This is a genomic window from Okeania sp. SIO3I5 (genome assembly GCF_010672085.1).
GTDB lineage: Bacteria > Cyanobacteriota > Cyanobacteriia > Cyanobacteriales > Microcoleaceae > Trichodesmium.
In genome coordinates this window covers 1-16,099 of the sequence record NZ_JAAHHT010000056.1, presented here as the reverse complement: position 1 = coordinate 16,099, position 16,099 = coordinate 1, and the positions used below count along the sequence as shown (strand labels likewise).

12 protein-coding genes are annotated in these 16,099 nt (G+C 34.6%); 7 read left to right on the top strand and 5 right to left on the bottom strand.

Going from position 1 to position 16,099, the window contains the following annotated elements; translation table 11 throughout:
• The first annotated feature begins 196 nt into the window (after positions 1-196).
• From F6K40_RS15105 to F6K40_RS15090, 4 genes are all read left to right on the top strand, one after another.
• A complete protein-coding gene (locus F6K40_RS15105) occupies positions 197-2,287 on the top strand; it encodes a PAS domain-containing sensor histidine kinase (RefSeq protein WP_293137184.1) in 2,091 nt (696 codons plus the stop codon).
• 880 nt (positions 2,288-3,167) lie between these two features.
• Positions 3,168-3,884 carry a hypothetical protein gene (locus tag F6K40_RS15100; RefSeq protein ID WP_293137182.1) on the top strand — a complete coding sequence of 239 codons (717 nt, stop codon included), beginning with the start codon at positions 3,168-3,170 and terminating at the stop codon, positions 3,882-3,884.
• Positions 3,885-4,438: 554 nt separating this feature from the next.
• Positions 4,439-5,098 carry an HAD family hydrolase gene (locus F6K40_RS15095; RefSeq protein WP_365671527.1) on the top strand — a complete coding sequence of 220 codons (660 nt, stop codon included), beginning with the start codon at positions 4,439-4,441 and terminating at the stop codon, positions 5,096-5,098.
• A 759-nt stretch (positions 5,099-5,857) separates the two neighbouring features.
• Positions 5,858-6,460, top strand: coding sequence for a glutathione S-transferase family protein (locus tag F6K40_RS15090; protein WP_293137180.1), 603 nt, complete (start codon positions 5,858-5,860; stop codon positions 6,458-6,460).
• A gap of 329 nt (positions 6,461-6,789) precedes the next feature.
• Here the strand turns inward: F6K40_RS15090 and F6K40_RS15085 are convergent, their stop codons facing one another.
• Positions 6,790-6,942 (bottom strand): hypothetical protein, encoded by a 153-nt coding sequence (locus tag F6K40_RS15085; protein WP_293137178.1) that lies wholly within the window; start codon positions 6,940-6,942, stop codon positions 6,790-6,792.
• Positions 6,943-7,178: 236 nt separating this feature from the next.
• On the opposite strand from F6K40_RS15085, the gene F6K40_RS15080 reads away from it, so the two are divergent.
• Positions 7,179-9,284 carry a M3 family metallopeptidase gene (locus tag F6K40_RS15080; protein ID WP_293137230.1) on the top strand — a complete coding sequence of 702 codons (2,106 nt, stop codon included), beginning with the start codon at positions 7,179-7,181 and terminating at the stop codon, positions 9,282-9,284.
• Positions 9,285-9,676: 392 nt separating this feature from the next.
• Here F6K40_RS15080 and F6K40_RS15075 read toward each other — a convergent pair whose 3' ends face one another.
• From F6K40_RS15075 to F6K40_RS15065, 3 genes are all read right to left on the bottom strand, one after another.
• Positions 9,677-10,567, bottom strand: coding sequence for a tRNA-dependent cyclodipeptide synthase (locus F6K40_RS15075; protein ID WP_293137176.1), 891 nt, complete (start codon positions 10,565-10,567; stop codon positions 9,677-9,679).
• Between the two features lie 85 nt (positions 10,568-10,652).
• Positions 10,653-11,138, bottom strand: coding sequence for a TerB family tellurite resistance protein (locus F6K40_RS15070; protein WP_293137174.1), 486 nt, complete (start codon positions 11,136-11,138; stop codon positions 10,653-10,655).
• Between the two features lie 539 nt (positions 11,139-11,677).
• On the bottom strand, positions 11,678-12,289 hold the full coding sequence (locus F6K40_RS15065) for a class II aldolase/adducin family protein (protein WP_293137172.1): 612 nt from the start codon (positions 12,287-12,289) through the stop codon (positions 11,678-11,680).
• Between the two features lie 792 nt (positions 12,290-13,081).
• On the opposite strand from F6K40_RS15065, the gene F6K40_RS15060 reads away from it, so the two are divergent.
• Entirely contained in the window at positions 13,082-13,270 is a 189-nt protein-coding gene (locus F6K40_RS15060; RefSeq protein ID WP_293137170.1) for a hypothetical protein, read from the top strand.
• A 318-nt stretch (positions 13,271-13,588) separates the two neighbouring features.
• Here F6K40_RS15060 and F6K40_RS15055 read toward each other — a convergent pair whose 3' ends face one another.
• Positions 13,589-15,190, bottom strand: a complete 1,602-nt coding sequence (locus F6K40_RS15055; protein ID WP_293137168.1) for a serine/threonine-protein kinase — start codon at positions 15,188-15,190, stop codon at positions 13,589-13,591.
• A gap of 642 nt (positions 15,191-15,832) precedes the next feature.
• On the opposite strand from F6K40_RS15055, the gene F6K40_RS15050 reads away from it, so the two are divergent.
• Positions 15,833-16,000, top strand: coding sequence for a hypothetical protein (locus F6K40_RS15050; protein ID WP_293137166.1), 168 nt, complete (start codon positions 15,833-15,835; stop codon positions 15,998-16,000).
• Positions 16,001-16,099: the final 99 nt, after the last annotated feature.

Below are 16,099 nucleotides of genomic sequence, written 5' to 3'. Positions count from 1 at the left end.
ATAAGAGGTAATTATTAATTATTAATTGTTAATTATTAATTATTGAATATTGGCATTTATATACAAGTTAATGTTAGAAATGTGATAGTCGAGGGAATAACAATTGTTTTTGAACCCCCCTTATTTATTTGCCACGATGAGATTCCAGCACCTAATAACACAAACTCCAAATGAGACTAGGGAGAAAATCCAAAAAATGAAACAAAGGCCAATACACACCACCACTTATGAAAACTCAACCCCTCTCCCAAGTCATCAATATCCAGAAATACATGAGACTTACAATCAACTTTGCCAATTTATCAAACATATACCTGCTGCTATGGCAATGTTAGACCATGAAATGTGCTATCTAGCTGCTTCTGGTATGTGGTTAGAATATTGGCAACTAGAGTCTAGTGAAATTATTGGTAATCTGCATTACCAGGTCTTCCCTAATCTCCCGGCATCTTGGCCGGGACTTGCCAAAAAATGTCTACTAGGGACTATTGGCCAATTTGAGTTAGAACACTCGATTACTGCTGCTAATGGCTTAATACTATGGGTAAAATGGAAAGTCAAACCTTGGTATACAGATGAAGGTATTATTGGTGGTCTGATTATCTCTACAGAAGAAACAAATCCTGAGAAACAACTGCAACAACAACTAGAATTAAGTCAGTTAGCAATTGATAATGCTGCTGATGCAATTTTTTTGATAAGTTTTGATGGACAACTATGCTATGCCAATAAAATGGGTTGTAGTTTTCTTGGTTATTCTGAATCGGAATTACTAAAGCTAACAATCCATGATATTAATCCAGAACTATCAAAGGAACTTTGGCAGCTCCATTGGCAACAAGTTAAAAATCAAAATTCTTTGAGGTTCGAGTCTAATTTTTGTAGTAAAGAAGGTGATATTTTTCCTGTAGAAATCAATGTTAATTATTTAGAATTTAATGGTAATAAATATCAATGTGCTATTGTGCGTGATATTTCTCAACCTAAGAAAATTAATCTAGATTTACGAGAAGCTAAAGAGCAATTACAAGGTGTTTTAAATGCTGTACCAGGATTAGTTTCATGGATAAGTGCAGATTTACGATATTTAGGAGTAAATAAACATTTAGCTAATGCCTACAATTTACCTATTGAAACTTTTATTAATCAAGAAATAGGATTTTTACAGACTAGCCCAGAATTTAACGATTTTGTTTATGACTTTTTTGCTAAAGCAGATTTGAAAAGCGCCAGAGAAGTAAGAGCAAACGTTAGAGGAAAAAGTAGAATTTATTTAATAGTTGCTCAAAAATATTATCGTGATCGAGCATCATTACCAACAGCAGTTTTTGTCGGTTTAGACATTACAGAACGTTTGGCAATGGAAGCTTCGTTGCGGGATAGTCACGCAAAATTTCAACAACAAACTGAACAATTAGAGCAAACTTTACAACAATTAAATTCTACTACTACTCAATTAATTCAGAAGCACAAAATATCTGTATTGGGGCAGGTTGTAACAGGTGTTGCCCATGAAGTTAATAATCCTGTTAATTTTATTTCTGGCAATATTAGTCATGCCATAAGTTATGTTCAAGATTTGTTCTACTTGATAGATATGTATCAGCAATACTATCCCCATCCTGTGCCAGAAACTGAAGATATAGAACTAGATTTTATTAAAGCAGATTTGCCAAAATTATTAGATTCAATGGTAATAGCAACAGAGCGAATTGGAGATGTAGTTCGATCGCTACGACAGTTTTCAGGATTAGAAGTAGAATCTATCAAAACAGTAGATATTCATAAAGGATTAGACAGTACACTTTTAATTTTGCAAAATCAGTTTCAAGGAAAAGGGAATTGCCCTGATATTAATGTGGTTAAAAAGTATGGGAGTTTGCCTCATGTCGAATGTTATCCTGGAGATTTGAATCAAGTGTTTATGCACATTTTTACTAATGCTATTGATGCACTGGAGGAAAAATACCAAGATTTAAAAACAAAAAAAATAAATCTTCAACCATTTGAACCAGAAATTTTAATTACTACAGAACTGAAAGATGATTATGTAGCAATTGTTATTACTGATAATGGAATAGGCATGGTTGAAGAAGTATATAACCGGATATTTGAACCTTTATTTACTACTAAAAAATCAGAAAAGAGTATGGGTTTAGGTTTATCAATTTCCCAAGAATTAATTGTTGACAAACATTATGGTAAGTTGCATTGTAAGTCTCTGATTGGAGAAGGAACAGAATTTGTGATTGAAATTCCTATTAAACTTTCTAACTCTGATCGGTAATGAAAAAAAATGTATTTTTCAGGATTTTAGTAGCATGATAATGAAGCGCGATTTACTAGGATTAAATATTGACAGAGAAAACATGACTGGGAATAATTTATAGCAGTCGAAGTAAAGGTTAGGACATTTCTAAATCCTGTTTGCGGAGCATTTCCCTATAAGAAAAACCCTTTGACAGTTTACTATTCCCTATTCCCTATTCCCTAGCGCTATAAGAGAAATTTTTGACTATAGCTAAGACAAAATTAACTGTTAAAAATCCTACTCCTAGGAGTAGGATAAAAAAATAAATTTGATGAAGCTGATTTGTTCGGAGATGATAGGTTCAACAATTAACAATTAATAACTAATCATTACTTCTTCTGTAATAGAAGGATTGACAAATAAGGATTTTTTTCTTCTCTTGGTAGATTGGATTTGGAGGTGGTTAGGTAACCCACCCATCCATTTCATCCTAAGTTCATGCTCCGCAAACGACTGCTTTTTCTCAATCAATGGAAAGGCTTTATACGTTAATTTTTAGATAATTTTAAAGTATAAAAGGATGTATCATATTTGACTATATTTTTATGAACTATAATATAGCAATCCTAAATGATTTGTGAAAATTTTTATAATAGTTAAGATTAACGGAAAACATGAGTAAATTCTGACTCCTTACTTCCCCTCCTGGGAGGGGTTAGGGGTGGGTTGACTCCTGACTCCTAACGGCCACCAAAGTATTACAATTGAAATAGGATTACTATATTAGTTGTATCCACAAATAATTTATAGATAGTGCCGATACTTCTATAATGAAACAAAAAAAGCTTGTGGACAAATGTTACTAAATATGAAACTTAATCGAGATTCATTGCTAAGGAGTGATCTGAAGAAAACTTTGTATAAAAAGCATTGGCTTAATTTGGCAGAGTATGCTACTATAGTTATTTCTGCATTAGGTGCTTTTGGGGTAGCAGTTTCGGGACAAGCATTTTACGCAGTAGCCCCGATGACATTGGCCTTATCTCTGAATGTGGCTAATAGATATCGATTTGAACAGCAGATGCTATTATCTCAAAAATCTGAGATAGGAGAAATTCAAAGCTCAGTAGAAAAGCTAGAACAAAATGCTGTAAAGGTAATAGTGAAACTTCGTCAACAGCTATCTTATGAAATTGAGTCAGTTAGTGAAAAATTCACGACAGACAATATACAAGTTGTGGACTCAGAGATACAACAGCAACTAAGCGCACTAGAAAACTCAGTTTCTTCTGTGCAAAAAAGTTTAGCATCCGTAGATAAAAAAGCTCTGAATAATAATGATTGGGAAATAGTAAATGGTCGTCTTTTGGTGATAGAAGAAGCGATCGCCAATCTGCAAAAGGATATGCAAGTATTTGCCAAGGAACCTCAAGCAGATATATCTCAACTTCAGGCCAAAATTGACGATCTGGAAATACAAAATACACAAGTGGTAAAACCTCATTTGAAACGTTTAATTACACTTGTAAGGCAATTACAAAATACAAATTATTCTAGTCAATCATCTCATCAGTCTGTAATTTCCAAACAACCCATTAGAGAACATACTGGGGAATCATTCATTAATGGATAATGGATAATGGATAATTACTTCTCCTTTTTAGCTATCCCTGATCAGGAAATCCTGAAAAGCTTGTGGGGAGCAGGGTAAAAGGGATAAATAGTCCTAGTAGCTAGATAAAACCACTTAGTTTATCGAAATAAATGTACTTAAAAGGTAAGTTTTAATACCGTTTTACGGAAGTTAAAAGTCAAAATTCAAAAGTTAAAAATTAAGATTTAATAGACAGAAAATTTTGAAACTCTAATAGTTTAAACGAATTATTTGACATTATAACTTTGAAACTATTTGCGATATCTTGAAAGTGAAATGATCTAAGTATAAAATAATTTTAAATTTGTATTAGAAAAAAATACTATACGATTTCTCAGGCCGTTGGAGGTACACCTATTTTTATTTTATACCCTATTCCCTGTTCTCTAAAATAAAAAAATGTACGTACCTTACCGAAAAATTAAGGTTTAAAACCTCTCCTTTCAAGGAGATAAAAAAAATAAAATTCAGTATTTCAAATCTCCCTATTCCAGCAGGTACTGATAACTGATAACTGATAACTGATAACTGAAATGACTGAACCGTTTACCCTAATATTTGATGTTGATGGGACTTTAGCAGATACAGAACGAGATGGCCATAGAGTAGCTTTTAATCAAGCTTTTGCTGAAGCAGGGTTAGACTGGGAATGGCCAGTTTCCTTATATGGAGAATTACTGGCGATCGCTGGTGGCAAAGAACGGATTAACTTTTATATTAGTCAGTATAAACCAAAGTTTTCAGTATCACTTCCACTGCCAGAATATATTTCTAATCTACACAAGAGTAAAACATATTATTACCGAAAATTATTAGGAAGTGGTGCTATACCATTACGCCCAGGAGTGGAAAGATTATTAAAAGAGGCACGAACTAATAAAATGCGGTTAGCGATCGCTACGACTACCACTTTAGCAAATGTGGAGGCATTATTAGAGCATACCTTGGGAAAAGAAAGTATTTCTTGGTTTGAAATAATTGCAGCAGGAGATATAGTTCCGGCAAAAAAACCTGCTCCAGATATTTATTATTATGTGTTAGAAAAAATGAATATTCAACCACAGAATTGTATAGTATTTGAAGATTCATATAATGGTTTACAAGCAGCTTTGCCAACAGGATTAAAAACAATTGTGACTGTTAATGATTATACTCGTAATCAAGATTTTACTGGGGCGACTCTAGTATTGTAAAGTTTTATTAATTGTTATAGAAAAACATAGGAAAACAACTAAAAATATCTTAGACTGAGAAAGGATTGCAGAACAGCTCGTTAAATGTTTACAGGAGGGATAATACAGTTAGTAGAACATACTATTATTAAAAAAAATCATCTGGTGTCAAATACAAAGAGTCATGTCAATGTTCGTTTAAATACCGATAAGAAAAGTAGTCCCAAACGCTTTTAGCAATGGGATAGAGGGTGTTGTAGTTCACCCCGTTAAGGTAACACTTAATTAAAACTAAGTCGAATATTTTTCTATAGATTTAGTAACTATTAGATAATTTAGGAGAACCAGAACAACCATTTACTATTTTAAGTGGAGATACTAGAGGTAGAACTTATTGTGACCTAAAACTAATACAGTCTCTCTAAGAAGGAAAGAGGAACATTAATTGATAATGAATTGAATTTTTAAACTTTGTAGAAATACTATTTATTTTAGATAATAAAAATCCCAAAATTTTCAATTTTTGTACAAGGATTCTTAAGCAAAATAATTATCCATTATCCATTAGAGAAATTATATAATGTCCGCTGGTAAACTGGCACAGGCAAGATGCCTGTTCCACAAGGGCAAGATGCCTGTTCCACAAAGTGAATATCTACAGGAAATTTAAGTTTTTTTTCTTGCTCTTAAGTATTTCTCCCTGTTCCCTGTTCCCTACCTTTGCTATACAATACCGATGCTACCGGACATGGTATAAGCTACTAATAACTGATAACTAAAATGTTAAAATTATACGAATTTTCCGACTCTGGTAACTGTTATAAAATCCGCTTACTATTAACCCAATTAGAAATACCCTTTAAAAGAATAGAAATTGATATAACAAAAGGAGACAGTCGCACCCCAGAATTTTTACAAAAAAATCCTAACGGTAAAATTCCCGTATTAGAAATAGAACCGGGTAAATTTTTATCTGAATCTAATGCAATTCTTTTTTATCTCAGTGCCAGAACTAAATTTTTTCCTACGAATAAATGGGAACAAGCTCAAATTATGGAATGGTTATTTTTTGAACAATATAGCTATGAACCTTATATTGCTACCTCTCGTTATTGGATAAATATTTTGGGAAAAGCAGAGGAATATAAAGCAGAAATCAAACAAAAACAACCAGGAGGTTATGCAGCTTTAGGTGTAATGGAAAAACACTTAGAAAAACATCAATTTTTTGTAGGCGATCGCTATACTATTGCTGATATTTGTTTGTTTGCTTATACTCATGTTGCTGATGAAGGAGGATTTGATTTAAGACAGTTTCCAGCTATCCAAAATTGGATAGAAAGAGTCAAAAATCAACCTTTATATTTGGAAATTAGGGAGTAGGAAAGACGAAAGAAGGAACTGCCAGCTATTCCTTTACTTTAGTGAGTTTGAATATTAATAGTTTAAGAAAAAACTGAAATTAAATTTAACAACAACTTTTTAAAACTAAAGAGTCAATTTAATAATGGATAATGGATAATGGATAATGGATAATTGATAATTGATAATTACCTCTCCCTAAAAGGAAGAGGATTGAATAAAAGGAAAATTTTTTTTGTCGATTGGATATGGTTAGGTAACCTATCCATCCCACCCTACGGGAAACTGCGTTAAAGACCGCTTTTTTCTCCTTGAAAGGAGAGGCTTTAAACCTTAATTATTCGGTAAATTTATAAGCATGGTAGTCCTGCATAGTAATGGTGAGAATATATATTTTTTCTCAGACTTCCCACACCTCCCACACTTCTATAATTCCCATTTATTCTGTACCTCCCCAATACCACTGCTCCCCTACCTGATTCCTGACTCCTCCCCTCACTCATAAGACTTTTTCAGCAAACCCTAATTATTCATTAGATATCTCCAAAAATAAAAAATGAAATCAATTCCAGATATGAAATCAACAATTTCATTCCCTATTCCCTATTCCCTATTCCCTATTCCCTGACTTCTGCAAGAAGTCTATTATTAATTATTCGGTAAAACTGTTACAGGCAAGATGCTATGATACAATATTTTAATCCAAAATAAAATGATGAGCAATCAAGATAACCCCCGTATGAATGTTAGTACGACAGTTACAAAAAAAACATTACTAATTGGTAAAGGACTACCCCCTTTTGAATCTATCAAACCAGAAGATGTAGTACCTGCAATGACAGAACTACTGACAGAATTAGAACAAGAATTAACCAACTTAGAAGCAACAGTTAAACCAACTTGGAATGACTTAGTAGAACCTCTACAAAAATTAGAAGATCGTTTAACTTGGAGTTGGGGAATAGTAGGACATTTAATGGGAGTTAAAAATAGTCCTGAACTACGAAAAGCTTATGATGAAGTACAACCAAAAATTGTAGAATTTACGAATAAACTAAATCAAAGTCAACCTCTTTATCAAGCTTTTAAAAATTTAAGCAATAGCGATCGCTGGCAAAACTTAGATTCAGGACAAAAACGCATAGTTGAAGCTGCCATCAAAGATGCAGAGCTTTCAGGAGTAGGTTTAGAAGGAGAAAAACGAGAACGCTTCAATGCTATTCAACTAGAACTAGCAGAACTTTCTACCAAATTTTCTAATAATGTTCTTGACGCCACCAAAGCTTTTAGCTTAACATTAACTAAAAAAGAAGAAGTAGACGGTTTACCACCCAGTTTATTAAGTCTAGCAGCTCAGGGCGCCAGAGATAATGGAGCCGAAAACGCTACTCCAGAAAACGGACCTTGGCGCATCACCCTCGACTATCCTAGTTTTGTACCCTTCATGCAGCACAGCAAACAACGGGAGTTGCGAGAAAAACTATATAAAGCTTTTATTAGTCGTGCTGACAGTGGAGACTTAAATAACTATCCTTTAATTGAACGCATTCTGGAGCTACGCGAACAAAAAACAGAAATTTTGGGCTTTAATAGTTATGCAGAACTAAGTCTTGCTAGTAAAATGGCTCCCGGTGTGGAAGCAGTAGAAAAATTATTGGAAGAACTACGCAGTGTTAGTTATGATGCTGCACTCAAAGACTTAGAAGACCTGAAAGCTTATGCTGCCAGCAAAAATGCACCAGAGGCAAATGACTTCAAACATTGGGATACCAGTTTTTGGTCAGAAAGACTGCGGGAAGAAAAATTTTCCTTCACCGCAGAAGAGTTGCGACCATATTTTCCGCTGCCACAAGTTCTTGATGGGTTATTTAGTTTAGTCAAGCGGATATTTGGCATTAATATTACTGCTGCAGATGGGGAAGCACCAGTTTGGCATGAAGATGTGCGTTATTTCCAAGTTAGTGATGAAAATAATACACCCATTGCTTACTTTTATCTTGATGCTTATAGTCGCCCCGCTGAAAAACGAGGTGGCGCATGGATGGGTGACTGTATAAATCGTGCTAAAGTTGTAGAAAATGGTCAAACTAATTTGCGTTTACCTGTAGCTTATTTGCAATGTAATCAAACACCGCCTGTAGATAGTAAACCTAGTTTGATGACTTTTATTGAGGTAGAGACTTTGTTCCATGAGTTTGGGCATGGTTTACAACATATGTTGACAACAGTTGATTATGCAGGTGCTGCAGGTCTTAATAATGTGGAGTGGGATGCGATCGAGTTACCTAGTCAGTTTATGGAAAATTGGTGTTACGATCGCTCCACTTTATTCGGAATGGCGAAACATTATGAAACTGGGGAGACTTTGCCAGAACATTATTATCAGAAACTTTTGGCTGCCAGAAATTATATGAGCGGTAGTGGGATGTTGCGTCAGTTGCATTTTGCTTTGCTTGATATTGAACTCCATCACCGCTATCAAGCAGGAGGGGAAGAAACAGTGGTAGGTGTGCGTAAGCGTGTTGCTGAGACTACTACTGTTTTACAACCATTGCCAGAAGATTCATTTTTATGTGCGTTTGGGCATATTTTTGCTGGTGGTTATGCTGCTGGTTATTATAGTTATAAGTGGGCAGAAGTATTGAGTGCTGATGCTTTTGCTGCTTTTGAAGAGGCAGGTTTGGAAAATGAACAGGCGATCGCTACTTGTGGTAAGCAGTTTAGGGATACAGTTTTAGCATTGGGTGGGAGTTTGCATCCGATGGAGGTGTTTAAAACTTTCCGAGGTCGGGAACCTAATACTGAACCTTTGTTAAGACATAGTGGTTTGTTCAACAATGAATAATGAATAATGAATAATGAATAATTACCTCTCCTTGAAAAGAAGAGGATTGACTAATCATGAAAATTTTTATTTATTATCCCCTATCCAAGGGGAGGCTTTAAACCAAAATTTTTTGGTAATGGATAATGGATAATTAGGGTTTGCTGATTAAATCTCAAAGTATTCAGGACTAAGGCTATGCGAACCCAGAAACCCGGTTTCTCGTAGATGTTTATTGTCAAAAACAACAATTTATCGTAGAAACCGGGTTTCTTTGCGTAAGTCCTAGTATTGACATATAGAACCCATTTGGTATTTCTAGAAATGAGGGAGGTAGAGACCTTGTATGCAAGGTCTCTACTGTGTACAGATTATCCAATATTGTCATTGCGAGTAGGAAAATAAGCGATCGCCTATTCTCCACCAGTTTCCTGCTCACTTTTTTTAGCATTCAGTCTCTTAAGACGTAAACTTGCCCAGATCATTTGCTTGAGAGGTTCAGGTACTTCTGGGTGTAATCCCTCTGATATTTCTTCAAAAGTTTTGATTGATCCTGGATAAACGAAAACTAGCCATCCTTGTTTAACAAGACAGGTAAATAGAGCTGACTCTTCAAGCAAATATGTTGTTGCTAGATACTTTTGTCGAACTTCTCCGAGTTGCTCTGTCACCACTTCTTCGCCTCGGTTAAGATATTTCTGAGCAAAAGAATTTACCATGGTTTGAAAAGATCGATTTTCTTGATAAAGACTCTGAAGTTCTTCGTAGTAAATGTTGTAGTCCGATCGCTTTTCAATTTCTGAAGCCATCTTAAACTCAAATTGACAGTTTTCTGAGTATTGTTCAAATAAGAAAGAGTTTTCATTAACAAACTTCTCTCCAGTACGAATTGCCTGTAACCAAGCATCATCTCCTTCTATCCCTTGTCTAACCTCAATTGTCAGTCGATGTACACTATCACCAACTAGCACTAAGCAAGTCTGAAAATTTTCGCTAATCAATTTGATGCAAGCTTCAAGTCGCTCCCTATAAACAAAATTTTTGCTTCCTAGACTGATGGCGAAAATACACTTCTGATGCCCAGACAAGCAGTTACGCAAGCTATGAGGAAATACTTTTGCTAAAGTTGCTTTATACCCATAATTTTTGCTAATATTAGTAGTATCTTTTGTTAATTTTAAGTTTTGTTTCTTAAGACTAATCGCTTTGCCTACTTGAGATTGAACTAGCTTTAACTGTTCTAGAGAAAGCTGACTCCAGTCAAAATTTTCAACAATATTTTCTGGGTTTGTAGAACTACTCATTCTTTTGAACGTTTTAAAGTACAAAATTATCAAGCACAAAGCAGAGGGGTTTTGAAACCCCTCTATAAAAAAACTTCAACCAGAATTAAACATCAGTTTCAAATAAAGAAAGTCGCAATCGCTCACTTGCATTTTCCATTTCAGCTAATGACTCAATACTAATAACCATACTATGCTCAATTCCCAAAATTTCTGCTGCTTTAGCCACAGCAGCTTTTTCTTTTTCTTGGTAAACTCCATCAGCACTACTCATTTTAATTGCTTGATACAACATAGTTCGGCGAAAATTCATAGGAAAGTCGTAACTGATACCACTCAATAACTCTTCTATGTTTGCATTTTTCCAATCGAATTTACGAAGGGTTTCAATGTATTCTTGAGAATCTACCATCAATAGTGCTTGTTCGTCAACATACCATTGAAATTCTTTTTCTGCTAACTCGCCATCTGCTCCAGCGATGGCCATTAATGCACCACCATATTTCACGGCTACATCAAAATCAACTGGTTTAGTCATGTTATATCTCTGTTGGGCATACTTTGTTGGCTGGAGACTTTTCCCACTACTCATATTTCACTCCTGTGATTTTTTTGTTTAATAATTTTAACCTTCTATATACTTATTCATTTTGTCAACCGTCTAATAAAACTTTAGAAAATATTTACAATTTACAGCGCTTTTCAGATTGATGAACCACATATTCACATTTCAAACCTAGTAGGGACGTTCCATGGAACGTCCCTACTGTGGTTTACTGAAATGAAAACCGCTGTAATATTTGATTATGATGTCCAGATAATAAGCGATAAAAAAGTTTTTGTTTGTAGTAAGGCTTGAGCAATATTTATCTTAGGGATAAAGCCCTACTACGAATTTTAATTATAACTGTTCAACTCGACATAATATTAATGTACATTTCAATATTTTCTCAATTGTAAATACCTCTGGAAACACCGATATTTAATATTCCTTGAACAAACAGTCTTTTAAGAATTTGGTAGATAGTAATGGTAAACAGAATAGTACGGGAACAAGATGCTCCCACTACCATGTCTCCTCACAAAAATAATTACAATACACTACGATTACAATGCACCACTACCAAGAATTTAAAGATTATCAATATCTATAAAATTCAACAAAATATTAGCAGCCTCATCTAAATCTTTGCCAAAACAAATAATCCCATCCTCGTGACCTGCCATTACTAATATTTTTTCTACTTCTAAATTCTCTTCATCAAGCAAACGAAACATTTCTTTTGCCATTTGTGGAGTACCATAAGGAACATCTGGATTAGAAGTAGGAACTTTAAACATAAGTTTTTGCCAAAGCTGATAATTATGAATATGAATAATACCCATAATTTCTGGTTGATAATAATAGATAGCAGCATGAGTTAAAGACTCAGAAGAAGCCTTAACAGGTCCGCAACAAGTCAGACTATTTTTCTGGATATTAAAATCAGTAACTACCGTGTAATATTCCGGTTTTAAAGTTATAAAATGAGCGGTTTGAGTTCCAGAAATAATAAACTTATCGGAATTATTTATTCTCTGACTAACATTACCAAAACCAATCCCATTATCGTAAACACCAATTAATCCCAAAGAACGCATTAAGTCGCGTTTTTTCATTAGATCGGTGAGGCGATCGCTCCCCACAGATTCTCCTTTTATCCAATGACAATGATATTTAATTACTCCTTCATCCATAACCATAAATTTAATAATTAAAAAGAACATTTAATGTAGGTTGGGTTGAGGAAAGTTAGCGGAGCTTATCCGCAGGATAAACCCAACAAACTACAGTAATGAGCTTATTTGTAGTTTTGCTCTAGCCCACGGAATATATCTCTGGGGCTATAGCAAAACTACGAGCCTAATAATAATTATTTTACCAAACATGATTAGGACTTACCCAGACAAACTCAGAAACCGGGTTTTTTCGTAGATGTCTATTATAAAAACAACGATTTATCATAAAAACCCGGTTTCTTTGGGTAAGTCCTGATGATATAACACACCCTACTGGAGAAAAATATTATTAATCAATTCTTTCTATTGTTGTTTTTTGGTTGGGTTAAATACCAGGTTATTCCTCCTGCTAATAGGGTTGCTGAAATGCTTAAAATTAAAGTCAAAATAACAGGATGAATTGTTTCTAATTTCCTAGTAAATTTGAATGTCAAAGGTACATCAATATGACCACTGCTAGAGGCAATAATTGCTCCTGTTCCTAATCCTACACCAATAACTTGAATGGTTCTTTCTAAGCGGCGATCGCTTTCTGCTTGGTCTATTTCTGCTGTGTCTCACAGATTTCAATCCCTTGAAGTACTACCACTTTCAGATTTTAGTTACTCAACAAATCTCTTAATACTTATTTTACAAACAGTCTCTTATATTTAAGTTAATGTTAGATTAAATACCATCTGTTTATTACTGGTGTAATATCAATATAATATGAAGATATATAGAGAAATATTCATTGGAAAAAGGACTAATTACTTAATGAAGACTACCTTCCGCCAACAATCTCTAATTACAGCCTTTTTAATGACTGTTTCAATCGTAGCTTACTGTAGTTTGCTTTTGAATGAGACGAATAGTCAAACTCCTAAATTGCCAGATAAAAACGAATATCCTCAAGATTTTGCGGAAGCTGATCGGGCAAGGCGATCAAAAAACTTTCTCCCGTAAGTACCTTTTCTTTCCTTCTGCCTTACCTCAATACTAGAGCTTATTTCTTCCCAGATAAACCCCGCCTGATCGGGCGGAGTTTAATCAAAAAGTCGCCCTGGAAGGACGAGACACCTATCCCAATTTTTCGGTAAATAAGTAATGATAGGTAGTCGAGAAAAGAAAAAAAAGATGAACTAAGAATCGAGAAAGCAGACTCACCCAATAGACATCTCCAAAAATCAAAAATAAAATCAATTATCGTACAGAAATCATCAAATTTTTCCCCTACTCCCTACTCCCTGCTCCCTACTCCCTGCTCCCTACTCTCTCATAAATTTAGAATCCCGATCCTCTTTTACCATTAGGCAAAATCGTCCACCAATTAGTTTTTGCCACCTCTAGTTGACGATCGCTTACCATTGCATTTGTCAGATTAGCACCACACAAATTAGCACCCCGTAAATTTGCCCCATTCAAATAAGCATTTGTCATATCTGCATCTTGCAAGTTACAACCTGCTAAACTAGCTGTACTTAAATAAGCTTTATTGAGATTGGCATTTTTCAGCACAGTATTTGTTAAATTAACATGACCAAGATTAGCATCAGATAAATCTGCACCTTCTAAATTAGCTTCATGTAAATTAGCTCCATAAAAATTAGCTCCAGACAACTTAGCTTTACGCAAATTTAAGCGACTTAAATTACAATCACCAAAATCTCTTTTACCCTTTACATAAGCACTGCGCAACGTTGCTGCCGTCCATTTTGTCGGAACTTTTTTACCTAATTGTTGTGTTTTATTACCTGCTTTCTTTTTTGGAGATACTGTTGTCAAATATCCTTGAGTAACTTCTTGCTTCATCTTAGTAGGATTTTTGTCTAAACGAGTGTTGCGTTCTCGAATTTTTTGAGCAATTTGACTATTGGGAGACATCCATGAAACATCATTTTGACTGTCATTAAAAACTGTAGGTTCATCTCGCAAGAAAGTCTGAACAGCATCATTTGGAGTAGGTTGTACCTGTTTTTTCTGAGGTTTCTTTGTCTGCAAAGCCTCTAAAAGTTCTTGTGCTGACTGGAAGCGATGTCGTACAGAAACTTCTAACATTTTCTCCAAAATTTCCCCAAAGCGATCGCTAACATTCACTTCCGGACGCCAGAGAATTTCACCATGAATCTGATCGTAACCAAGACTGCTCGGAGTTTTTCCTGTCAGCAAGTAAATTGTAGTTACTCCCAAAGCATAAATATCACTTGCATATACAGGCCGCAAAGCCATTTGTTCTGGTGGTGCAAAACCTGAAGTACCGATCGAGATATTTGTAAAAGCAGTTTCTCCTGTACCACCTGAGAAGTGAGTTTGGTTAACTTGATCTTTGACAGCGCCAAAGTCTATCAGAACTAAATGACTATCTTGACTCCGCCGGATAATATTCGCCGGTTTAATATCTCGGTGAATTACTTCTTGAGTGTGAATATAATCTATCACTGGCAGGATTTCAATTATAAATTGTTGTGCTTGTTCCTCAGTAAATAGACCCTGTTTTTTGACTTCCTGTTTTAAGGTTGAACCACTTACATATTCTTGAACTAAATGAAAATGTTTCTTCCATTCAAAATAACCTAATAATCTGGGGATTTGGGGATGATGACCAATTTTTCCTAAAGTTTCTGCCTCTCGCTCAAATAATTTTCGTGACATCTCTAATACACCAGGGGTTGTAGTAGAGGGGCGTAATTCCTTGATTACACAAATTGGATCTCCTGGTAAAGATTTATCCTTAGCTAGAAAGGTTGCTCCGAAACCTCCTTTCCCAAGAGGTTGAATAATTTCATAGCGATCGCGCAAAATTAAATCTGAACCACAAGCTTGACATTTTTTAACACTATTTGGATTTTGAGGTTGAGGACAGGCAGGATTTATACAATAGCTCATCTTAATTCTATAATATTTAGTTAATTTGATTTTTTCTTGAAACTACTAATCTATTCAGAACAAAGTTACTAAACAAAGGCCAATTTCTCAAATTTGACCACACACAATAGATATTACCTAAAATTCTAGACATCGAAAGTATATTCCAGTTGCTTTTTAGTCATAGTAATAGTATATGTATATATTTATAGGTTCCGATATAGATCGCACAGTATGTAACAATAGGATTGCTTAGATAGTTAATTTGATTAATCTGGTCATTTCAGTTATCAGTTAGTCTTCAGGGTCGTAAGTTCATTAACAGTACCGACTGTTGAAGCCTTATGCTTAAAATACTGAAGTTAATTTTTTTCGTCTTCTCAAAAGGATAGACTTGAGACCTGATTTTTTGGTCATATTAATATTATACTTATTTATCTAATGAATCAAAATCTATAGTTTTTCTAACAACACATCTCACATCAAAAAAATGTTAATTAAAACCTAACTCTTAAGAGGGAGGTTTGATATTAATTTTATCTCTCAAGTTGTTATTATAATAACAATAAAAGACTTTTTTATCATAATAGAAAACTATAACTATTAACTATTAAGTATTAATAAATTATCACTCCGTAGAAATATCGGTAGTGTGTCAAGGAAGTGTGGGAAGTGTGGGGAGGAATAATTGTACCTGTATCTTTACAACCGAAATATTTAGGTACTCATTCCCAGTTAAGCTATTTAACTTTCCTGGCTGTTGTCCCGCGCTCTCCATCCCCCCTAACCCCCCTTTGGAAGCTATGCTTTATCAACATTTTTCTTTCTTAACATAAAACTTGACAACATAGACAAGTTATGTTTAAGTCTTGAATCGGCTTTTTCAGGAGAAAAGTGTATTGAAAAACACACTTTTTTATGAATGTAGAC